Origin of the sequence: Streptomonospora sp. PA3 (assembly GCF_009728995.1) — a bacterium.
Taxonomy (GTDB): domain Bacteria; phylum Actinomycetota; class Actinomycetes; order Streptosporangiales; family Streptosporangiaceae; genus Streptomonospora.
This window is the reverse complement of record NZ_VTZW01000019.1, coordinates 427,676-448,249: the sequence shown is the minus strand read 5'-3', so window position 1 is coordinate 448,249 and position 20,574 is coordinate 427,676. Positions and strand designations below refer to the sequence as shown.

Annotated in this window: 16 protein-coding genes; 8 read left to right on the top strand and 8 right to left on the bottom strand. The window is 74.4% G+C overall.

The genetic code is table 11. The features are described from left to right. Nucleotides 1–204 precede the first annotated feature (204 nt). The 3 genes from FZ103_RS21210 to FZ103_RS21200 all read left to right on the top strand — a co-directional run bounded on the left by FZ103_RS21210 (nucleotide 205) and on the right by FZ103_RS21200 (nucleotide 3,521). Nucleotides 205–993 (top strand): GntR family transcriptional regulator, encoded by a 789-nt coding sequence (locus tag FZ103_RS21210; RefSeq protein ID WP_156003592.1) that lies wholly within the window; start codon nucleotides 205–207, stop codon nucleotides 991–993. A 457-nt stretch (nucleotides 994–1,450) separates the two neighbouring features. Next, a complete protein-coding gene (locus tag FZ103_RS24975) occupies nucleotides 1,451–2,425 on the top strand; it encodes a LysR family transcriptional regulator (protein ID WP_186356631.1) in 975 nt (324 codons plus the stop codon). 340 nt (nucleotides 2,426–2,765) lie between these two features. Next, nucleotides 2,766–3,521: an IclR family transcriptional regulator gene (locus tag FZ103_RS21200; protein WP_186356692.1), complete on the top strand. Its 756-nt coding sequence runs from the start codon at nucleotides 2,766–2,768 to the stop codon at nucleotides 3,519–3,521. Nucleotides 3,522–3,548: 27 nt separating this feature from the next. Here FZ103_RS21200 and FZ103_RS21195 read toward each other — a convergent pair whose 3' ends face one another. Continuing rightward, entirely contained in the window at nucleotides 3,549–4,085 is a 537-nt protein-coding gene (locus FZ103_RS21195) for a gluconokinase (RefSeq protein WP_156003590.1), read from the bottom strand. A gap of 127 nt (nucleotides 4,086–4,212) precedes the next feature. Here FZ103_RS21195 and FZ103_RS21190 point away from each other — a divergent pair, with 127 nt between their 5' ends. Continuing rightward, the gene (locus FZ103_RS21190) at nucleotides 4,213–4,932 is read left to right on the top strand and encodes a FadR/GntR family transcriptional regulator (RefSeq protein ID WP_156003589.1); all 720 of its coding nucleotides are present in this window, start codon (nucleotides 4,213–4,215) and stop codon (nucleotides 4,930–4,932) included. Between the two features lie 30 nt (nucleotides 4,933–4,962). Here the strand turns inward: FZ103_RS21190 and FZ103_RS21185 are convergent, their stop codons facing one another. Next, nucleotides 4,963–6,435: a GntP family permease gene (locus FZ103_RS21185; protein WP_186356630.1), complete on the bottom strand. Its 1,473-nt coding sequence runs from the start codon at nucleotides 6,433–6,435 to the stop codon at nucleotides 4,963–4,965. A 208-nt stretch (nucleotides 6,436–6,643) separates the two neighbouring features. After that, nucleotides 6,644–9,787, bottom strand: coding sequence for a glycoside hydrolase family 38 C-terminal domain-containing protein (locus FZ103_RS21180; protein WP_156003588.1), 3,144 nt, complete (start codon nucleotides 9,785–9,787; stop codon nucleotides 6,644–6,646). 228 nt (nucleotides 9,788–10,015) lie between these two features. On the opposite strand from FZ103_RS21180, the gene manA reads away from it, so the two are divergent. The 3 genes from manA to FZ103_RS21165 all read left to right on the top strand — a co-directional run bounded on the left by manA (nucleotide 10,016) and on the right by FZ103_RS21165 (nucleotide 11,822). Then, nucleotides 10,016–11,194: a mannose-6-phosphate isomerase, class I gene (manA, locus tag FZ103_RS21175; protein ID WP_156003587.1), complete on the top strand. Its 1,179-nt coding sequence runs from the start codon at nucleotides 10,016–10,018 to the stop codon at nucleotides 11,192–11,194. A 101-nt stretch (nucleotides 11,195–11,295) separates the two neighbouring features. Next, complete coding sequence (locus FZ103_RS21170; RefSeq protein WP_156003586.1) at nucleotides 11,296–11,670, top strand: FKBP-type peptidyl-prolyl cis-trans isomerase; 375 nt, start codon at nucleotides 11,296–11,298, stop codon at nucleotides 11,668–11,670. Next, nucleotides 11,667–11,822 carry a hypothetical protein gene (locus tag FZ103_RS21165; protein WP_156003585.1) on the top strand — a complete coding sequence of 52 codons (156 nt, stop codon included), beginning with the start codon at nucleotides 11,667–11,669 and terminating at the stop codon, nucleotides 11,820–11,822. Before FZ103_RS21170 ends, FZ103_RS21165 begins: the two co-directional genes overlap by 4 nt. A 141-nt stretch (nucleotides 11,823–11,963) precedes the next feature. On the opposite strand, the gene FZ103_RS21160 is transcribed toward FZ103_RS21165, so the two are convergent. Continuing rightward, nucleotides 11,964–13,139 (bottom strand): acyl-CoA dehydrogenase family protein, encoded by a 1,176-nt coding sequence (locus tag FZ103_RS21160; RefSeq protein WP_156003584.1) that lies wholly within the window; start codon nucleotides 13,137–13,139, stop codon nucleotides 11,964–11,966. A gap of 189 nt (nucleotides 13,140–13,328) precedes the next feature. Here FZ103_RS21160 and FZ103_RS21155 point away from each other — a divergent pair, with 189 nt between their 5' ends. After that, nucleotides 13,329–13,988: a TetR/AcrR family transcriptional regulator C-terminal domain-containing protein gene (locus FZ103_RS21155; protein ID WP_186356629.1), complete on the top strand. Its 660-nt coding sequence runs from the start codon at nucleotides 13,329–13,331 to the stop codon at nucleotides 13,986–13,988. Nucleotides 13,989–13,994: 6 nt separating this feature from the next. Here FZ103_RS21155 and FZ103_RS21150 read toward each other — a convergent pair whose 3' ends face one another. From FZ103_RS21150 to rhaI, 4 genes are all read right to left on the bottom strand, one after another. Then, a complete protein-coding gene (locus FZ103_RS21150) occupies nucleotides 13,995–15,452 on the bottom strand; it encodes a rhamnulokinase family protein (RefSeq protein WP_343233632.1) in 1,458 nt (485 codons plus the stop codon). Nucleotides 15,453–15,818: 366 nt separating this feature from the next. Beyond that, complete coding sequence (locus FZ103_RS21145; RefSeq protein WP_156003582.1) at nucleotides 15,819–17,873, bottom strand: bifunctional aldolase/short-chain dehydrogenase; 2,055 nt, start codon at nucleotides 17,871–17,873, stop codon at nucleotides 15,819–15,821. 33 nt (nucleotides 17,874–17,906) lie between these two features. Continuing rightward, on the bottom strand, nucleotides 17,907–19,349 hold the full coding sequence (locus tag FZ103_RS21140) for a BNR repeat-containing protein (protein ID WP_156003581.1): 1,443 nt from the start codon (nucleotides 19,347–19,349) through the stop codon (nucleotides 17,907–17,909). A gap of 2 nt (nucleotides 19,350–19,351) precedes the next feature. Next, nucleotides 19,352–20,518, bottom strand: coding sequence for an L-rhamnose isomerase (gene rhaI, locus FZ103_RS21135; RefSeq protein ID WP_156003580.1), 1,167 nt, complete (start codon nucleotides 20,516–20,518; stop codon nucleotides 19,352–19,354). Nucleotides 20,519–20,574: the final 56 nt, after the last annotated feature.

Genomic DNA, 20,574 nt, shown 5'->3' with positions numbered 1-20,574 from the left:
TCGCGGAACGGCGTGCAGTACTCGGCGCGAGCAGCGGGATTCGCGGCCGCGCGGATCCCGCGGCACCCTGCAAGCGCCCGCGGCCGGGCCGGCCCCGGCCCGGCCGCCGCAGGCGTCGCGGCGCCCGCTCCTGGCCTAGACTCGGACCGGAAAACCCCGTACTCGCAAGGGCTCTGACTTGTAGCCGACGAAAGCCGCGGACCAATGACCTCGTCCCACCTCGACAAAGGCGTGCTCACCAGCCCGGTGCAGCGCCCCGCACCGCTGCGCGAAAGCGTCTACGAGACGCTGCTGGAACTGATCACGCGGCGGCGGCTGCCTCCCGGACGGCACCTCGTCGAGAACGAGCTCGCCGAGCAGCTGGGCGTCTCGCGCCAGCCGGTCCGCGAGGCGCTGCAGCGGCTCAGCAACGAGGGCTGGGTCGACCTGCGGCCCGGCTACGGCGCGTTCGTGCACCAACCCAGTGAGAGCGAGGCCGACCAGCTGCTGGCCGTGCGCGCGCTGCTGGAGACCGAGGCGGCCCGGCTCGCGGCCGGCGCCGCCACCCCCGAGGCGATCGAGCGGCTGCGCGAGCTGTGGCGCGCGGGCATGGACGGTGTCGAGCGGGGCGACACCGACGCGATGGTCGACAGCAACGCCGCGCTGCACCACCTCATCGTCGAGGCCGCGGGAAACCAGGTGCTGGAGGGCCTCGCCGGCCAGGTGGCGCGCCGGGTGCGGTGGTACCACGGCCTCGTCGTGCAGCGGCGCGGCCACGAGTCCTGGCAGGAGCACGCGGCCATCATCGACGCGATCGAGGCCGGCGACCAGGAGCGCGCGGCCGCCCTGATGCGCGAGCACACCGAAGCCACCCGCCTCGCTTACCACGAGAAGTCCACCGAGAGCGCCGATGCGGCCGGGGACGAGGCCGGCGGGGACGGCGCGGCCGACGCCTCCGCGGAGACCGGCGAGCCCGTCGGCACCGCGGACCGGGCCGCCGGGGGGCCCGCATAGGAGACGGCGGCGGGACCGTACGCACGGGACCGATCACCCGTTCCCGCGGACGGAGGGACAGGCGGCCGCGCACACGGCGGTGACGGTGCGGACGGCGGACAGCGGACGGTCGGCCCTGGGTCATCGCACGGGCACGGGTCGAGCCGTCCCCGGTCGTCGCCGCCCTCGCCCCCTGCGCGACCCGCGGTACCGGAAACGGTCCGCGAACAGCGCGAAGGCACATGCCTCCCCAGCCGCGCCGCGCCCGGGTGAGGGGGAAAGTGCGGCGTTTTGCCCGCCATCTCTGGCGCGGTGTGGCCCAAGACACCACAATGTAGGTTCGGCCTCTCCTCGTGGAGGGGTAGCGATGGCGCGTACGGCGCCGGGCCGTTCGAGGCCCGGTGGCCTCGCCGACGCCGGGGCCGGACAACCCCTGGGTCCGGCCCCGGTCGACATCGCATGCGGATGGGGAACGGGGATGCTGATTCGGCAGTTCGAGTACCTCGTGGCCCTGGCGCGCGAGCGGCACTTCGCGCGAGCGGCCCTCGCCTGCCACGTCTCCCAGCCGGCGCTTTCGGCCGGCATCCGCAAGCTGGAGACCGAACTGGGCGTGCCCATCGTGCGCCGGGGCCACCGGTTCGAGGGGTTCACCCCCGAAGGCGAACGCGTTCTGCACTGGGCCACCCGGATCCTGGCCGAGCGCGACCACCTGGCCGCCGAGGTCGGCACCGTGCGCGAGGGCCGCATCGGCACGCTCAGCATCGGCGTGCTGCCCGAGGCGGCCGCCGCCTTCGGGCAGGTGGCGGCGCTCTTCGGGGCCCGCCATCCGCGGGTGATGCTCAGCGCGCGCAGCATGGGCCCCGCCGAGATCCAGCGGGGCCTGGCCGAGGGGGCGCTCGACTGCGGCACCGTGCGCACGCCGCTGGACCCGGCGCGCTCGCGCGGCCGCGCCGTGCTCTACCGGGAGCGGCCCGTCCTGCTGACGGCCGACAGCAGCCGGTTCGCCGACCGCGCGGTCGTGGCGTGGGACGAGCTCGCCCACGTCCCGCTGTGCCGGCTGCTGCCCGACCCGCTGTGGCCGCGCGTGGCCGACGCCGTGGCCGCGGCCACCGGCGAGGAGCCGGCGGTGCGGGCGGAGGTCGACTCCCTCCCGGCGCTGTACGAGCACCTCGCGCGCGGCGGCGGCTGCGCCGTGCTCACCCACGCGTGGCTGGGCCCCGGCGGTGTTCCGGGCGAGCTGCGGACCGTCCCGCTGTCCGAGCCCGCCGAGCCGACGGGGGTGGGCCTGGCGATCGCCGAGCGCCACCCCGAGCCGCTGCTGGCCGCCGAGCTGGCGGCCTTCGCCCGCTCGGTCCCGCTGCAGCGGCGCCTGGACGCGGTGCTGCCGCGATCCGACGAGGACGCCGCGGCCCCCGGACTCGTCCCGGAGCCGCGGGCCTCCAGCCCGAACTGATCGGCGGCCGCCGGCGCGGTCGCCGAGCGCCGCGGCCGCCGGGTCCGGGGCCGGTGAACGGTCCACCTGCGGGCGGTGCGAAGTGCGGGCCACCGAAGCGCCCACCGCTGCGCGGTGGGCCCGGGTTTACTCGTGTGGAAACCTCTGACCTGCGTAAACGTCCGGTCGATCGGATGTGTCCAGGGAGTGTCCAGGTTCTCCCACTATCGTGGTGTGCATGGCTTCCAACGACCACCGCGCAGGAAAGAGTCAAAGCACCCTTGATCCACATCGGGTCGAGCGGGGGTCGGGCGGTGAAGCGGAGTCGGCCAAGACCAGCTCGGGCAGCAACGGAGCGCCCGTGCAGTCGGTCGACAGGGCGATCACTGTTCTGGAGATACTCGCTCAGCACGGCGAGGCCGGGGTCACCGAGATCGCGGCGGAGCTCGGCGTGCACAAGTCCACGGCGTTCCGGCTCGTGGGAGCCCTGGAGCGGCGCGGACTCGTCGAGCAGCCGGGGCTGCGCGGCAAGTACCAGCTCGGGTTCGGCATCATCCGGCTCGCCGGGACCATGGCGGCCGGGCTGGACCTCACCCAGCAGAGCCGCCGCGTCTGCGAGGATCTCGCCTCCGATCTCGGAGAGACGGTGAACATCGCAATACCCAGCGGCGACATGGTCGTCAACATCGACCAGGTCCGCGGGGCCTCGGCGATCGTCAGCCAGAACTGGATCGGCCGGCAGAACCCCCTGCACACGACCTCCACCGGAAAAGTGCTGCTGGCCTACATGCGTGTCTCCGACCAGCGTCGGGTGCTGCGCGGGCGCCTGGAGCAGCTCACACCCCAGACAATCACCGACCCCGACACCCTGCAGGCCGAGATCGACGAGATCATCGAGCGGGGGTTCGCCACGGCCGTGGAGGAGCTGGAGGTGGGCCTCAACGCGGTCGCGGCGCCGATCCGCGGCCTGACGGGCGAGGTCATCGCCGCGCTCAGCGCGTCGGGCCCCTCCTACCGGATGGAGGAGGACAAGCTCCCCGCTATCGGCGAGGCGGTCTGCAAGGCCGCCATGGAGATCTCGATCCGCATGGGACACATGGAAACCGTCGACACCTGATTTCCGATCCGATTCCGCGCTGCCGGGCTACTCCCCGGATTCGGCCGGCGAGCCCAGCGCGGCGGACACGATCCGGGCGGCGCGCTCGATGACCTCCTCGGCAGGGGGTGCGATGTCGAGCGTGGCGCCCGGTTCGTCGTCGGCCAGCGGCTCCAGCGTCGACTGCTGGGAGCGCAGCAGGGTTTCGGGCATGAAGTGGCCCTTGCGCTCGCGCAGCCGCGCGGCGATGACCTCGGTGGTCCCATCCAGGTGGAGGAACCTGACGTCGGGCGCCGCGGCGCGCAGCACGTCGCGGTAGGCGCGCTTGAGCGCCGAGCAGGCCATGACGGTCGACTCGCCGCGGCGGTCGTGCTCGGCGATCCAGGCGGCCAGCGCCTCCAGCCACGGCTTGCGGTCGTCGTCGGTCAGCGCGGTCCCGCCCGACATCTTCGCCACGTTGGCCTCGGGATGGAAGTCGTCGGCCTCGGCGAAAGCCAGTCCCAGGCGCCGGGCGACGGGCTCGGCCACCGTGGTCTTGCCCGTGCCGGAGACGCCCATGACGACGAAGTGCGTGCCGTGTGCCATTCCTCAGCTCCAACCGTGCCGGTCTGTGAACGCGCCCTGCGCGCGCTTTAATAGTGTTACCAATGATGCGTCGTCGTTGTGCGGCGGGCCCGCGCGCCCGCCGCAGCGCCGGGCCCGAAGGAGACCGATGAGCGCCGCCCCCGACCACCGGACCCTGCACAACCGCGTCCTCGCGGAGGTGGGTCCCGCGATCGCCGCGGGCGAATACGAGCCCGGTGCCGTTCTTACCCTGGACCGGCTGGCCCAGAGCTACGGCGTCTCCCGGACGGTGGCCCGCGAGGCCGTGCGCGTACTGGAGTCCATGCGGCTGGTGGTCAGCCGCCCGCGCACGGGGGTGCGGGTGCGCCCGCCGCAGGAGTGGAGCGTCTACGACCCCCAGCTGATCCGCTGGCGCCTGGCCGGGCCCGGCCGCATCGAGCAGCTGCGCTCGCTGACCGAGCTGCGCGCCGCCGTGGAGCCGCCCGCGGCGGCCTTCGCCGCCCGGCGCGCCGATGCCGAGGAGCGCCGGAGTCTGGCCGAGCTGAACGAGCGCATGGCCGCCACCGGCCGCAGCGGCGACCTGGAGGGGTTTCTGCGTCTGGACATCGAGTTCCACCGGCGGATCCTGCAGCTGTCGGGCAACGAGATGTTCGCCGGGCTGGCGGGTGTGGTGGCCGAAGTCCTCACCGGGCGCACCGAATACGACCTTATGCCCCATCAGCCCCGCGCGGAGGCGCTGCGGCTGCACACCCACGTCGCCGAAGCGATCGGCGGCGGCCTGGCCGATGTGGCCCAGGCCGCCATGCGCGCGATCGTCGACGAGGTCGTCTCGGCTCTGGAGAGCGAGGCCGAGGCCGGCGGTGCATAGGCGCCCGGCCCCGCTCTGCGCGGCGGCCGGCTACAGCACGAGGCTCAGCAGCGCCGCCAGCACGAAGCCGACCGTGCCGATCAGCGTCTCCATCACCGTCCAGGTGCGCAGCGTGGTCTTGACGTCCATGCCCAGGAAGCGTCCGACCAGCCAGAACCCGGAGTCGTTGACGTGGGAGAGCACGGTGGAGCCGCAGGCGATCGCCACCACGATCAACGACAGGTCGATCGTGCTCAGGCCCGGAGAGGCCGCGATGAGCGGGGCGACCAGCGCCGCCGTGGTGGTCAGCGCGACCGTGGCCGAACCCTGGGCCACCCGCAGGCACGTCGCGATGACGAACGCGGCCAGGATCACCGGCATCCCGGTGGACTCCAGGCTGGAGGCCAGGGCCTCCCCGATGCCGCTGATCTCCAGCACCCCGCCGAACATGCCGCCGGCGCCGGTGATGAGGATGATCGAGCAGACCGGACCCAGCGAGTCGTTGGCCAGCTTCTCCAGGTAACGGCGCGAGAAGCGGCCGGGAGCGAGCGCGAGCATGGCCACCACCGTGGTGATCAGCAGGGCGACGGGGGTCTGGCCGATCAGCACGAGCGCCTGGACCCACAGCGCGTCCTCGGCAACGGCCCCGGTGGCGGCCAGGGTGCTCAGGCCGGTGTTGGCGAAGATCAGCAGCATCGGCAGCAGCAGGATGCCCAGCACCGCCGTCAGCCGCGGCGCGTCGGCGGGCACGGCGTCGCCCGCGGGGGCCTTCGGCGCCGCCTTGGTGGCGGTGCCCGCGCCCGGGCTCGCCGAGACTTCCGGCACCTCGCCGGAGGCGTCGCGGTCCTCGGGGTCGGCGGCGCCGAACTCGGCGGGAGCCGGCAGGTGGATGCGCCGCCCGGCGTAGAGGGAGTAGAGGTAGCTGGCGATGTACCAGGTCGGCACGGCCAGGAGCAGGCCGACGATCAGGGTGACGCCCATGTCGGCGTCGATCTGGCCGGCGGCGGCGACGGGGCCGGGGTGGGGCGGCACGAAGGCGTGCATCACGGCGAAGGCGCCCGCGGTGGGCAGCGCGTAGAGCAGCACGGAGCCGCCGAGGCGGCGGGCGACGCTGAAGACGATCGGCAGCATGACGATCAGCCCGGCGTCGAAGAAGATCGGGAAGCCGAAGATCAGGGAGGCCACACCCAGCGCCAGGGGCGCCCGCTTCTCCCCGAACGCGTTGATCAGGGCTCCGGCGAGCACGCCGGCTCCGCCGGTGACCTCCAGCAGCCGGCCGATCATCACCCCCAGGCCGACCAGGAGTCCGACGCTGGCGAGGGTATCGCCGAAGCCGTAGAGCATGGTCGGCACGACGTCGTCCAGCGGGATGCGGGTGGCCAGCGCGACGCCCAGGCTGACCAGGACGAGCGAGACGAAGGCGTGCAGCCGCACCCAGATCACCAGGAGCAGCAGCACGGCGATCGCGCCGGCCGCGATGAGCAGCAGCGGCACGGTGCCGTATGCGGGGTCTATGGGTTCCACGGGTTCCTCCGGGAATGGGGACGGGCCGGCGCTCGGTGTGACGTGCGCCGGAGGAATGCTGGCGGCAATGGTAATACCATTTGTGAGTCGGTGTGATCCTCGGTGTTCGGAATTGTTATCCGCGCCTCCGGGCCGGTGCGCGGGACCGCCGCCCGCCGCCGTTCCCGCTTCCCGCCTCCCGCGCCGCCACGCGCGTGGAAGGAAGGTTTCAGGCCCGGGCCAGGCGCAGGGTGAGGATCTGGAAGGGGCGCAGCGCGAACCGCACGCGCGAGCCCTCGGCCACCAGGGCGCCGACCGCCTCCAGCGGCTCCTCCAGCAGGTCCACCGCCGTCGCGCGGGCCAGCGGGAACGACGCCTCCAGCGCCCCGCGCGCCCGCGCCCCGCACGCCTCGTAGACCCGCACCACCACATCGCCCGAGCGGTCCTCGGCCAGCTTCACCGACTCGGCGACCACCCCCGCGCCCTCGACCGCGACCAGCGGCGCCACGTCGGCGCCGCCGGGCGCCGTGCGCTCGGGAAGGTTCAGGCGGTAGCCCTCGCGCACCGCGTCGCCGACACCGGCCCCCGGCACCAGCGCGTAATGGAAGACGTGCCGCCCCTGGTCGGCCTCGGGGTCGGGAAACCGCGGCGCCCGAAGCAGCGACAGCCGCAGCACGGTCGTGGTGCCGCCGTCCTCGCGCACCGCGCGGTCGACGTCATGGCCGTAGGTGGAGGCGGTGGCCAGCGCGTGGCCGTAGCCGGGCTCGCCCGCGTGCACCCACCGGTGCCCGCAGGACTCGAACCGGGCCGCGTCCCAGGAGGTGTTGGTGTGGGCGGGCCGGTGCACGTGGCCGAACTGGATCTCGGCGCAGACGCCCGCCGCGCGCACGTCCAGCGGAAACGCGGCCTTGAGGAAGCGCTCGCGCTCGTGCCAGTCGACCTCGGTGGTGAAGTCGACCCGGGCCGAGCCGCGCGCCAGCGCCACGATCTGGCGGGCGGTGGATGCGCCGAAGGACCGGGTCGCGGCCACCGCGCAGCGCTCGGGCCCCTCCTCCAGCACCCCCACCGCCTCGGCCGCGGTGACGTCGGCGCCGGTGCGGCGGTAGAAGGAGTCGACGTCCCAGGCGTCCCAGGCGTTGGGCAGGTCGCGGTGGAGCTGCAGCAGGTTTCCCGCGGCGCCCGGGGCCAGCGCCTCGCGGCCGGTGGCCGCCTCCACGACCGAGCAGACCAGGCCGCGCTCGTCCACGGCGACGCGCACCAGGCCGTTGTCGAGGACGTGGCCGCCGCCCTCGCGGGTGAGCGAGACCGGGGGCGCCCCCTGGGCGGCGCCGGCGCCCTGCATGGCCGCCGCGGCTGCAAAATCCCGCGGCAGGCGCGCCCGACCGCCCATCGCGGGCACACCGCCGCGCTCGTGCGGGCAGGCGTTGAACACGGTGACCGCGCCGCTCTGCGCACCGCCCCCGCCGCCCCCGCCGCCGTGTCCGCCTCCCGCCGTCCCCGCGGCCAGCACCCGCCGGGCGTCGTCGGCGATGCGCTCCAGCTCCGCGGTGATCTCGGCGTAGTCCCGCACCGCCTCGCGGTGCACCCAGGCGATGGACGAGCCCGGCAGGATGTCGTGGAACTGGTTCAGCAGCACCCGCTTCCACAGCGCCTCCAGCCGCTCGTAGGGGTAGCGGTAGTCCCCCGCCGCGCCGCCCTCGGCGGTGCGCACCGCCGCCGTGGCCGCCCACAGCTCCGCCTCGCGCAGCAGGTGCTCGCTGCGCCGGTTGCCCTGCTTGGTGCGGGCCTGGCTGGTGTAGGTGCCCCGGTGCAGCTCCAGGTACAGCTCGCCCAGCCACACCGGTGCGGCGCCGGCGTACTCCTGCTCGGCGGCGGCGAAGAACTCCGCCGGGCTCTCCAGGCGCACCCGCGGCGCCCCCTCCAGGTCGGCCAGGCGGGCGGCCCGCGCCAGCATCTCGCGGGTGGGGCCGCCGCCCCCGTCGCCGTGGCCGAAGGGCACCAGCGAGCGCGAGGCCGGCCCGGCCTCGCGGAAACCGCGCGCGGCACGGGCCAGCTCGTGGCCGGTCAGCTCGGCGTTGTAGGTGTCCACCGGCGGGAAGTGGGTGAATACGCGGGAGCCGTCGATGCCCTCCCACCAGAACGTGTGGTGCGGGAAGGCGTTGGTCGCGTTCCACGACAGCTTCTGGGTGAGGAACCACCGTGCCCCCGCCAGCCGCGCCAGCTGCGGCAGCGCCGCCGAGTAGCCGAAGGAGTCGGGCAGCCACACCTCGCGGGTGTCCACCCCCAGTTCGTCGCGGAAGAACCGCCGGCCGTAGGCGAACTGGCGGGCCAGCGCCTCGCCGCCGGGCATGTTGGTGTCGGCCTCCACCCACATCCCGCCCACGGGCACGAACCGCCCGCGGGCCGCGTGCTCGCGCACCCGCGCGAACAGCTCGGGACGGCCGTCCTTGAGCCAGGCGAACTGCTGGGCCTGCGACATCGCATAGACCAGCTCGGGGTGCTCCTCCATCAGCGCCGTCGCGTTGGCGACGGTGCGCGCGACCTTGCGCACGGTCTCCCGCAGCGGCCACAGCCAGGCCGAGTCGATGTGGGCGTGGCCCACCGCCGAGATACGGTGCGCGCTGGCCTCGGCGGGGTCGGCCAGCACCGGCGCCAACCGCTCGCGCGCGGCCGCCGCCGTGGCCGCGGGGTCGGTCGGATCCAGCACGTCCAGGGCACGCGAAAGCGCGGTGCGGATGCGCGCCCGGCGCGGCGATCCCTCGGGCAGCTCCCGCATGAGCTGGCCCAGCACCTCGGCGTCCATGCTCAGGTCCCACACACCGGCGTCGAAGACCGCCAGCTCGGCCCGGCACAGCCGGTACAGCGGCTCGTCCCCGGCGGTGGCCGGATCGCCCAGCGGGGTGGGGGAGAAGCCGGCGGGGCCCAGGATCACCGGGTTGGCCGCCGCCTCCACCCGCAGGTCCACCTCCTCGCCGCCCCGCGCCGACGCGGCCACCCGCACCCACCGGTTGCGCGGGTTGAGCCCCTTGACCGGTGTGCCGTCGGGGCGGTGCACCAGTCCTTCGGCGCAGAATCCGGGACGGTCGGGGTCGAACCCCAGATCCAGCACGGCCTCCACGGTGCGGCCCGCCCACTGGGCGGGAACCCGGCCGGTGAAGCGGAACCAGGTGGTGCCCCACGGCGGCCCCCACTCCTGGCCGACCTCGGCGGGGCGGTAGGGCGCGGCGACGCCCTCGGCGGCCGTAACCGGCCCGGCGGGGGCGTCCCAGCGCGCCACCGCCAGCGGGACCGCGTCCGCATACACCGCGGGCCACAGGCGCTCTCCCAGCACGCGGGCGAGCCGTCGGTCGAGCTGGGCGTATTCGTCGTGCATCGGGCGCTCCGGCTGACTCGGCGGCGGCCTTGGCGGTACGCTCTCCGCCTCCGCCGGGGAAGTCAAGGGCGGCGGGCGCGCTTCGATACCTTGGGTTTCGCGGGGGCGCGGGGTGGTGCCAGCACCACCGCCGGATGAGGGGGCGGCCGGGCTGACGCGGCGGCGCCCCGTCGATCAGACTGGCACCGACGGCGCCACCGGCACAGCGGAACGGGAAGAGCGGGGCGGATGCACAGGCTCATCAACCAGGTACGGCCCTACCCGTGGGGCGCGAGGACCGCCATCCCGCGGCTGCTGGGGGCCGAGCCCGACGGGCGCCCCCAGGCCGAGCTGTGGCTGGGCGCGCACCCGGGGGCACCCAGTACCGTCATCACCCCCGAAGGCCCCGCCTCCTTCGACGACGTCATCGCGGCCGCGCCCAAGGAGACGCTGGGCGTGCGCACCGTCGAGCGCTTCGGCGAGCGCCTGCCGTTCCTGCTGAAGGTCCTGGCCGCCGAGGAGCCGCTGTCGCTGCAGGTGCACCCCGACGCCGCCCGGGCCCAGGCCGGCTTCGCCGCCGAGGAGGCGGCCGGCATCCCCGTCACCGCCCCCCACCGCAACTACCGCGACCCCTTCCACAAGCCCGAGCTGGTGCTCGCGCTGGAGCCGTTCGAGGCGCTGTGCGGCTTCCGCGACCCGGCGGCGGCGCGCGCCGACCTGGACGGGCTGTCCTGCCCGCTGGCCGAGGTGCTGCGCTCGGACCTGGCCGCCCCCGCCGAGCACACCGCCCTGCGCGGCGCGCTGACCCGGCTGCTCACCCTGCCCGAGGACGAGCGCGCGCAACTGGTGGGGTCGTTCGTGGCGGAGTGGCGGCGCCTGGGCTCGGGCGCCCACCACGAGACCGTCGTGGAGCTGGCGGAGCGCTACCCGGGCGATCCCGGGGCGGTGGCGGCGCTGCTGCTCAACCGCGTCAGCCTGCGCCCGGGCGACGCGCTGTTCCTGCCCGCGGGAAACGTCCACGCCTACCTGCGGGGCACGGCCGTTGAGGTGATGGCCGGCTCGGACAACGTGCTGCGCGCCGGGCTGACCGGCAAGCACGTGGACACCGCGGAGGTGCTGGCGGTGGTCGACTTCTCCGTGCTGCCCATCCCCTTCACCGGCCCCGTGCAGGCGGGCGGGCGCACCGAGTTCCGCCCCGGTGTCCCCGACTTCGCGCTGGCCACCGCCGGCCCGGGGCCCATCGGCACCCGGCTGGAGGGCGGCGCGCCCTCGGTGGTGCTCGCGCTGGAGGGGGAGGCCGACCTCGTCGCCGAGTCCGGCGAGGTGCTGGCGCTGCGCCGCGGCGAGTCGGTATTCGTCCCGGCCTGCTGCGGACGGGTCAGCGTGACCGGCCACGGGTACCTGGTGGCGGCCACGGTCGGGGATTGACGGCGGCCGCGCGCCGCCCGCGCCGGGGCGCCGTGCCGCCGTGCGCCCGCAGACGGGCACCGGATACGCTGAGGGGCTTACCGATCTGGCGAGGAGTGCCCATGCCGCTCGAACGTCCCCGAGTCGACGTCGCCCCCGGTCCGCCCCCGGCCGATCTGGAGGTCGCCGACCTTGCCGTCGGCGAGGGCGCGCAGGCCGGGCACGGGGCCACGGTCGACGTGCACTACGTCGGCGTCTCCCACTCCACGGGCAAGGAGTTCGACGCCTCCTGGAACCGCGGCGAGCCGCTGAGCTTCGTGCTGGGCGGGCGCCAGGTCATCGAGGGCTGGGAGCAGGGCGTCCTGGGTATGCGCGTGGGCGGCCGCCGCCGGCTGGTCATCCCGCCCCACCTGGCCTACGGCGACCGGGGAGCCGGCGGCGTCATCAAGCCGGGCGAAACCCTGGTCTTCGTGGTGGACCTGGTCGGCGTGCGGTGAGCGGCGAAGCGGGCACCGGATCCGACCGGTCGTGTCGCGGCGGCGCTGAGCAGAACTTCGTCGAGGCCTGGCTTGAGGCGGCCGAGGAGCTGCGCGGGGACCCCCTCCCGCTGCCCGAACGGAGCGGCCCCCGCGAGGTCGATCCGACGTGACGCCGACACCTTCCGTCTCGCTCCGCCGGACTCGGCCCGGGGCCGGCCTCGGAGCCGAGAACGGCCCCGGGGACGCGCCCGCCCGCCCGGGTGGCGGCGAGCGCCTCTCCGCCGGCCGGCGGGGGCGGACGGGGGCCGGCGTCAGCGCAGGGTCTCGCCGACCTTGACGCGGCCCTTGAGCAGGTCGCGGGCGATGGTGCGGCGCTGGATCTCGTCGGTGCCCTCGAAGATGCGCAGCAGGCGCAGATCGCGGTACCAGCGCTCGATGGGCAGTTCGCGGGTGTAGCCCATGCCGCCGTGGATCTGCATCATCCGGTCGACGATCTCGTTGGCCTTGACGCCGCCGAAGAGCTTGGCGATCGACTGGGCGTGGCGGGAGTCGCGGCCCTGGTCGACCTGCCAGGCGGCGTTGAGCACGAGCAGCCGCAGCGCCTCGATCTCGGTCTGGGAGTCGGCGATCATCCACTGGATCGCCTGGCGCTCGGCGATGGGCGCGCCGAAGGTCTGGCGGGTCTTGGCGTAGTCGATGCTCATCTCCAGCATCCGCTCGCAGCCGCCCAGCGCGCGGGCCGGCAGCAGGTAGCGGCCCTTGCCGATCCACTGCATGGCCAGTTGGAAGCCCTTGCCGACCTCGCCCAGCACGTTGGCCTCGGGCACCCGGACGTCGTCGAACACCAGCGAGGCGGGGCGGCGCTCGCCCATGGTGTCGATGGGCTCGGAGGTCCAGCCGGCCTCGCGGTCGACCAGGAAGCAGGTGACACCGCCGTCGGCGCCCAGCTCGGGGTCGGTCACGGCGAAGACCATCGCGAAGTCGGCTTCGCAGCCGCCGGTGATGAAGGTCTTCTCGCCGTTGATCACCCACTGAGAGCCGTCCTTGGCGGCGCGGGTGCGGATCGCCTTGGCGTCGGAGCCGGCGCCGGGCTCGGTGATGGCGAAGCAGGAGCGGCGCTCGCCGGCGATGGTGGGCAGCAGGTAGCGCTGCTTCTGCTCCTCGTTGGCGTGGAAGAGGATGTTGTCGGCCTCGCCGCCGAACTTGAAGGTCACAAACGTGCGGCCCAGCTCGGTCTCGATGATGGCGGCGGTGACGGCGTCCAGGCCCATGCCGCCGTACTCGACCGGGGTCTGCACGCCCCAGAAGTCGGACTTGCGGGCCAGCTCCCGCAGGCCGCGCACCTCCTCGGCGTTCAGCCCGGGGGCGGCGCCCTCCCGCTCGCGGCGCAGCACCTCGTTCTCCAGGGGCATGATCTCGCGCTCGACGAAGGTGCGCACCCACGCCCGGATCTCCCGCTGCTCCTCGCTCAGTCCGAAGTCGACCATGTGTCCCCGCTCTCGCTTACCTAACGCTGTTCGGTTTTGAGCGTAGGCGCTGCCCCGCCCGCACGCAACCGCTCTCGCGCCGCCCCCGCGGCCGGGGTTCGGCCGCACCTGCGCCGGGCCGCCGGACGTGGCAGGATCGCAGCAGCTTCCGGCCGCGACCGCGCGGCCACGTCGACGTTGGGAGGACAGGTGGCCCGACCCAGGACGCCGATGCTGAGCGTGCGCGGCATCCGCACCGCCGCGCTGCGGCTCATCGACCGCGACGGCCTGGAGAACCTGTCGATGCGCAGGCTGGCCCAGGAACTGGACGTGCAGGCGGCCTCCCTCTACAGCCACTACCGCACCAAGGAGGACCTGCTCGCCGACATCGCCAACGAGATCATGGCCGAGGTCGACGTCTCAGGCTTCGAATCCGGCGACTGGCGGCACGGGCTGACCGTCTGGGCGCGCTCCTACCGCGCCGCCCTGGCCGCCCACCCCAACCTGGTGCCGGTCATCGCCGCCGGCCCGGGCCGGCGCGAGGCCGCGCTGCGCCGCGCCGACGCCGTCCACGGCGGCCTGGTCGCGGCCGGCTGGCCCGCCCGCCACGCCACCATGATCGGCGCCTCGACCAAGTACCTGGTGGTGGGGGCCGCCATCAACTCCTTCGCCCGCGGCTTCGACGCCGACGTGCAGGTCTACCGCGACCGCTACCCCAACCTCTCCCAGGCCCACCGGCTCTCCGAGCACGCCGCCGAGATCGACAACGACAGCTTCGAACTGGCCCTGTCGGCCTTCCTCGACGGGCTCGACCGCACGTTCGCCGCGCTCGGGCACGAGCCCGGCGCGCAGCACGCCGGCGGAGACTGAGGGGCCCTACTCCAGCCCCAGGCGGGCCGCGGCGGCGTCCCACGCGGCGGCGCCGGCCGCGGGCTCGTAGCGGGAGGGCCGCTGGGAGGCGTGCACCAGGCGCCGCAGGTCGGCGTGCGAGGCGCCGGGCACCGCCGCGCGCCCCTGCACCACCAGGTTGCCGATCGCCGTCGCCTCCACCGGCCCCGCCTCCACCGGCAGGCCGAGGGCGTCGGCGGTCCACTGGCACAGCAGTTCGTTGCGTGCGCCCCCGCCCACCAGGTGCACGACCTCGATGTCGCGTCCGGACAGCGCGCACGCCCGCCGCAGGGTGTCGCGGTGCGCCAGCGCGAGGCTCTCCAGCACGCAGCGCAGCAGGCTCCCGCGGTCCGCCGGCACCGGCTGCCCGGTCTCGCGCAGATGGTCGGCGATTCGCGCGGGCATGCCGCCCGGCGGCAGGTAGCGCGGGTCGCCGGCGTCGACGAGGCCGGCGAACGCCGGCGCGGCGGCGGCCTCCTCCAGCAGCCCCGGAAGCGCGGAGTCGTCCAGGCGCCAGTCGCGCAGGCACTCCTGGACCAGCCACAGCCCCATGATGTTGCGCAGGAACCGGGTGGTGCCCTCGACGCCGAGCTCGTTGGTGAAGTTGGCGGCTCGCGCCGCCTCGGTGGTCACCGGCGCGCCCAGTTCCAACCCGGCCAGCGACCAGGTGCCGCACGAGACGTAGCCGAAGCGCTCGGTGCGCGCGGGCACCGCGGCCACGGCCGAGGCGGTGTCGTGGGAGGCGACGGCGGTGACCTCGGTGCCCGCGTCCAGGCCGGTCTGCTCACCCGGCGCCGCCAGCAGGGTGCCGATGCGCTCACCGGGTGCGCGCAGCTCGCCCAGCAGCGCGGGGTCGATGCCGGCGGCCTCGGCCAGCTCGGGCGACCAGCGCCGGGTGGCGACGTCGAGCAGACCGGTGGTGGAGGCGTTGGTGACCTCGGCTCCGCGCTCGCCGGTCAGCCAGTAGCCCAGCAGGTCGGGGATGAGCAGCAGCGAGTGCGCCTCGCGCAGCTGCGGGGTGCCGCAGGCGGCGGCGAGCTGAAAGACCGTGTTGAAGGGGAGGTACTGCAACCCGTTGCGGGCGTACAGCTCGGCGGCCCCGACGCGCTCGACCAGCGCCGGAGCCGCGGTGTCGGTCCGCGAGTCGCGGTAGTGGTAGGGCAGCCCCAGCAGGGCGCCGGAGGCGTCGAGCAGGCCGTAGTCGACCGCCCAGGAGTCGATGCCCACCGAGCGCGGCGCATGCGCGGCGGCCGCCCGCAGTCCGTCGAGGACTCCGTGGTAGAGGCCGCCGATGTCCCAGTGCAGCCCGCTGGGCAGGCGCAGCGGCCGGTTGGGGAAGCGGTGCACCTCGGTCAGCGCGAGCTCGTCGCGGCCGAGGCGGCCGACGACGACGCGCCCGCTGGAGGCGCCGAGGTCCACGGCGGCGAAGACGTCTGAGTGGGACACGGCTGGGCCTTTCCGGTGGGGGAGCGGCCGGCGCGGGCCGCGGGTCGGTCGGATCCGGGGCGGGAGCGGGTGCCGGGGGCGCGGTGGCGCCTCCCTCCGGCCGGCGGCAGGGCCCGGTGCGGGCGGGGGAGGGCTGTCCACAGCGGCGGAATCGGTGTGGCGGCGGTGCGGGCAGGCGGGGTTGACTGGAATCAGGGGGTCCCCCTGATCACCGCACCGCCCCGCCGATTCCGCGGTGCGGCCCATCGGCCTGCGCGAAATCTGGGCCCCGCCCGGTCCCGGACCCCGACGCGGGTCCCGGCCCTCCGTCGGCCCGCCCCCGGCCCGCCGCGGGCCGCGGGCGGGGCGCCGCTCCGCCCGCGACGCTCAGCGCAGGAACGCCGCGGCCACCCCGGCGTCGACCGGGATGTGCAGGCCGGTGGTGTGGCTGAGTTCTCCGCAGGTCAGCGCGTAGACCGCGTTGGCCACGTGCTCGGGCAGCACCTCCCGTTTGAGCAGGGTGCGCTGAGCGTAGAACGCGCCCAGCTCCTCCTCGGGCACCCCGTAGACCGCGGCGCGCTGGGCGCCCCAGCCGCCGGCGAAGATGCCCGAGCCGCGCACCACCCCGTCGGGGTTGATCCCGTTGACGCGGATCCCCTCGCCGCCCAGCTCCGCGGCCAGCAGCCGCACCTGGTGGGCCTGGTCGGCCTTGGCGGCCCCGTAGGCGATGTTGTTGGGGCCGGCGAACACCCCGTTCTTGCTGCAGACGTAGACGATGTCACCGCCCATGCCCTGCCGGGTCAGCACCCGGGCGGCCTCGCGCGCCACCAGGAAGGACCCGCGCGCCATCACCCGGTGCTGCACGTCCCAGTCCTCCTCGGTGGTCTCCAGCAGCGGCTTGGAGATCGACAGCCCCGCGTTGTTGACCACCAGGTCCACACCGCCGAACGCCAGCACGCCCTCCCGCAGCGCCGCGGCGATCTGCTCGGAATCGGTGACATCCGCCGCCACCGCCACGGCGGTGTCGGCGCCGCCCAACTCGCCGGCCACCTCCGCCGCCGCGTCGGCGTCGCGGTCGGCCACCACCACGCAGGCGCCCTCGGCCGCCAGCCGGCGCGCGGTGGCCCGCCCGATCCCCGACCCCCCGCCGGTCACCAGCGCGATCCGGGTCGCCAAGGGTTTGGGCGCCGGCTTGCGGCGCAGCTTGGCCTCCTCCAACTCCCAGTACTCGATGCGGAACTTCTCCGACTCGGGGATGGGCGCGTAGCCGGAGAGGGTCTCGGCGCCGCGCATCACGTTGATCGCGTTGACGTAGAACTCCCCGGCCACCCGCGCCGTCTGCTTGTCGGCGCCGAAGGAGAACATCCCCACCCCCGGAACCAGCACGATCGCCGGGTCGGCGCCGCGCATGGCGGGGGAGTCGGGGCCGGCGTGGCGCTCGTAGTAGGACCGGTAGTCCTCGCGGTAGGCGGCGTGCAGCTCGCGCAGCCGCTCCAGCGCCTCCTCGACCGGCGCGTCGGGGGCGGCGTCGAGCACCAGCGGCCGCACCTTGGTGCGCAGGAAGTGGTCCGGGCACGAGGTGCCCAGCGCCGCCAGCCGCTCCAGCTCCGCGCGGGAGAGGAAGTCCAGCACCGCGTCGCTGTCGGTGTAGTGGCCCACCTGCGGACGGTCGGTCGAGGCGAGCCCGCGCACCGCCGGCAGCAGCGCCGCGGCGCGCTCGCGCCGCTCGGCCTTTGGCAGCGGCTCGCGGCCCGGCACCACCGGCCCGAACGGGTGGGGCCCCTCCGCGCCGCGCTCGGCGATGAAGCGTTCGGCGGTGCGGATGATCTCCAGCGAGTTGGCCTCGCACTCCTTCGAGGTCTCACCCCAGGCGGTGGTGCCGTGGCCGCCCAGCACCACCCCGATGGCCTGCGGGTTGTCCCGCTTGATCGCGGCGATGTCCAGCCCCAGCTGGAAGCCCGGGCGGCGCCAGGGCACCCACGCCACCCTCTCGCCGAAGCACTCGGCGGTCAGCTTCTCGCCGTCGGCCGCACACGCCAGCGCGATCCCGGAGTCGGGGTGCAGGTGGTCGACGTGGGCGGCCTCGACCAGGCCGTGCATCGCGGTGTCGATGGACGGCGCTGCGCCGCCCTTGCCGTGGGCGCAGTAGTCGAACGCGGCGACCATCTCGTCCTCGCGCTCGACCCCCGGATAGACCTCCGGCAGGGCGCGCAGCCGGTCCAGCCGCAGCACCGACAGCCCGGCCTCGGTGAGGGTGCCCAGGTCGCCGCCGGAGCCCTTCACCCACATCAGCTCGGTGTCGGCCCCGGTGACCGGGTCGGTGGCGGTGCCCTTGGCCGAGGCGTTGCCTCCGGCGTAGTTGGTGTTGCGCGGATCGGCCCCCAGCCGGTGCGAGCGCTCCAGCAGCGCCGCGACCTGAGGGTGGGTGGTCTGCTCGGTCATCTCATCCCCTGATGTCGGTGTGCTGGTGGCGGCTCAGCCGATCGCGAAGTCGGCCACGTGGATGGGCGAGGGCCGGGTGCCGGTGCCGGGCTCCTGGTAGAAGACCGAGAGCCGGCCCTCGCCCAGGCGCGAGTCGTCGACCAGCACCTCGCCGAACGCGTCGACGCCCGAGCCGTCGTAGACGGTGCGCCAGTCGGTGTAGCCGGAGCCGGCCGTGGCGGCGAGGATGCGCCCGCCCGGCAGCACGGCGTAGGCGTCGTCGCCGGGCCCCAGCACCAGCCGGGAGCGTCCGAAGGCCGACACCGGTTCGGGCAGCTCGGTCTTGTGCCACTCGCCGGAGTCGTCGCGGAAGACGTGGAAGGGCCGGGCCCACCGCTCGCGCTGGGCGACGAAGTCGGTGACGCACCGGGTGAAGCGCCCGGGCACGTAGCTGACCATGATGTGGGGGTCGCCGTCGGAGTCCACGGCCTGGGACTCCTGGTTCATCAGCGCGTGGTCGACGCCGAGCGGGTCGACGACGTGTCCGGGGGTGTCGATCGAGACGCGGTTCCCGGTGCCGGTCTCGGCGGCGAGGCGGCCGTCGTCGGTGCGCCAGGTGCGGCCGCGGTCGTCGCTGTAGACGTAGCCGGTGTCGTGGTTGGCCAGCCCGCCCGGGTCGCACAGGATGTCGCCGCCGGCGGCGGTCTCGCGCCAGGTGAAGGAGGCGTGCAGCCGCCCGTCGGCGTCGTAGCCGATTCCGTGCAGGTACATGTTGCGGGTGGTGCTGGTGGTGCCGTTGGCGGTGTAGTCGCCTTCGGCCGAGGACCAGGCGCCCACGTGGCGCCAGCCCCGCCCGGTGTACTCGGCCAGGTTCAGCACGCCGTCGCCCGAGCCGCCGGTGCGGTAGGTCAGCTGCAGCCCGCCGCCGGGGGTGGGGATGAAGCGCGGGTAGGTGATGCCGCCGAGGTCGAGCCCCTCCAGGCTGCGCTGCACGTCGCCGAAGGAGCCCGCCGCCCACGGGCCGCGCCCCTCGGCCAGGCCCGGCGCCGAGCGCAGGTAGTACACGGTGGAGTTGTGGGTGTCCATCGCGACGTGCAGCCGCCCGTCGTCGGCGGAGACCCCCAGCACGATGACGTTGTGGGAGTCGTTCGCACTCAGCCGGTGCGGCAGCCGGATCTTCTGCCAGGCGGCGGCGGAGCCGGCCGGGCGGCGGGCGACCACCGCGGTGCGGTCGGCGGTGTACCAGGCGGCGTACTGGTAGCGCCCGTGGGTGAGGATGCCCTCCTGCTGGAAGGAGTTGTTGTTGACGATGCCGTCGTAGGAGACGAAGTACAGCGCATGCTCGTCCAGCACCCGGTCGCGCAGCAGCTCGGCGCCGGTGCCGGCGGAGGCGGGAGCGGGGGAGGCCAGGGCGAGCGGGGCCAGCGCGGCCAGGCCGGCCGCGGCCAGGCGCAGGCGGGCGGGCGCGGTGCGCCGGAAGCGGGTGGCGGTCGCCATGCTCAGGCCCCCCATCCGGCCTGCTGCCCGCCGACGCGCTCGGCGGCGATGGCCTCCTGGTAGCCGGAGCGGGCGAAAGCGGCCATGGGGTCGGGGTCCAGCCCGTCCGCCTCGCGCAGCTCGGCCAGCAGCGGGCGGACGTCGGTGTTGTAGGCGTCCATCAGCACCGCGTTGGCGCCCAGCACGTCGCCGTCGCGCTGGGCGGCCGACAGGGCTGCGGTGTCGACCAGCAGCGCCTTGGCGGTGGCCTCCTGGGCGTTGAGGACCGAGCGGATCTGGCCGGGGATCTTCGGCTCGATGTTGTGGCACTGATCGAGCATGAACGCGATGCCCTCGGCCGGCTCCAGGCCGCCGCCGCGCACCACCTCGTGCATGATGCGGAAGAGCTGGAAGGGGTCGGCCGCGCCCACCATCAGGTCGTCGTCGGCGTAGAAGCGGGAGTTGAAGTCGAAGCCGCCGAGCTTGTGCTCGCGCAGCAGGAAGGCGACGATGAACTCGATGTTGGTACCGGGCGCGTGGTGGCCGGTGTCCACCACCACCCGGGCCTTGTCGCCGAGCTTGAGGCAGTGGGCGTAGGCGGTGCCCCAGTCGGGCACGTCGGTGGTGTAGAACGCCGGCTCGAAGAGCTTGTACTCCAGCAGCATGCGCTGGTCGGGGCCCAGCCGGTCGCGCACCGCCTCCAGCGCCTCGGCCAGCCGGTCCTGCCGGGCGCGCATGTCGTCCTGGCCCGGGTAGTTGGTGCCGTCGGCGAACCACAGCTTCAGGTCGGCCGAGCCGGTGGCGTCCATGACGTCGACGCAGGCCAGCAGGTGGTCCAGGGCCTTGGCGCGGATCCCGGGGTCGGGGTTGGTGACGCTGCCCAGCTTGAAGTCGTCGTCCTGGAAGACGTTGGCGTTGACGGTGCCGATGCGCACACCCTGCTCGCGGGCGTATTCGGCCAGGGCCGCGTAGTCGTCGACGGCGTCCCAGGGGATGTGCAGAGCGACGCTGGGGGCGATTCCGGTGTAGCGGTGCACCTGCGCGGCGTCGGCGATCTTCTCCTCGGGGGTGCGCGGCACGCCGGGCTGGCCGAACACCTTGAAACGGGTGCCGCTGTTGCCGAACGCCCAGGACGGCAGCTCGATGGCCTGCCTGCGCAGCGCGGCCTTGGCGGAGCTGAGGTCGGTCATGTCGGAGGGCTCCTTAGGGTTCAAACGATTCACCGGCGAGCGGATCGGCCCGCTGC

Coding starts and splice junctions, on each gene's coding strand:
- manA (WP_156003587.1), top strand. CDS start 10,016: ATGCACAGGCTCATCAACCAGGTACGGCCCTACCCGTGGGGCGCGAGG.
- rhaI (WP_156003580.1), bottom strand. CDS start 20,518: ATGACCGACCTCAGCTCCGCCAAGGCCGCGCTGCGCAGGCAGGCCATC.
- FZ103_RS21160 (WP_156003584.1), bottom strand. CDS start 13,139: ATGGTCGACTTCGGACTGAGCGAGGAGCAGCGGGAGATCCGGGCGTGG.
- FZ103_RS21180 (WP_156003588.1), bottom strand. CDS start 9,787: ATGCACGACGAATACGCCCAGCTCGACCGACGGCTCGCCCGCGTGCTG.
- FZ103_RS21170 (WP_156003586.1), top strand. CDS start 11,296: ATGCCGCTCGAACGTCCCCGAGTCGACGTCGCCCCCGGTCCGCCCCCG.
- FZ103_RS21210 (WP_156003592.1), top strand. CDS start 205: ATGACCTCGTCCCACCTCGACAAAGGCGTGCTCACCAGCCCGGTGCAG.
- FZ103_RS21140 (WP_156003581.1), bottom strand. CDS start 19,349: ATGGCGACCGCCACCCGCTTCCGGCGCACCGCGCCCGCCCGCCTGCGC.
- FZ103_RS21195 (WP_156003590.1), bottom strand. CDS start 4,085: ATGGCACACGGCACGCACTTCGTCGTCATGGGCGTCTCCGGCACGGGC.
- FZ103_RS21145 (WP_156003582.1), bottom strand. CDS start 17,873: ATGACCGAGCAGACCACCCACCCTCAGGTCGCGGCGCTGCTGGAGCGC.
- FZ103_RS24975 (WP_186356631.1), top strand. CDS start 1,451: ATGCTGATTCGGCAGTTCGAGTACCTCGTGGCCCTGGCGCGCGAGCGG.
- FZ103_RS21190 (WP_156003589.1), top strand. CDS start 4,213: ATGAGCGCCGCCCCCGACCACCGGACCCTGCACAACCGCGTCCTCGCG.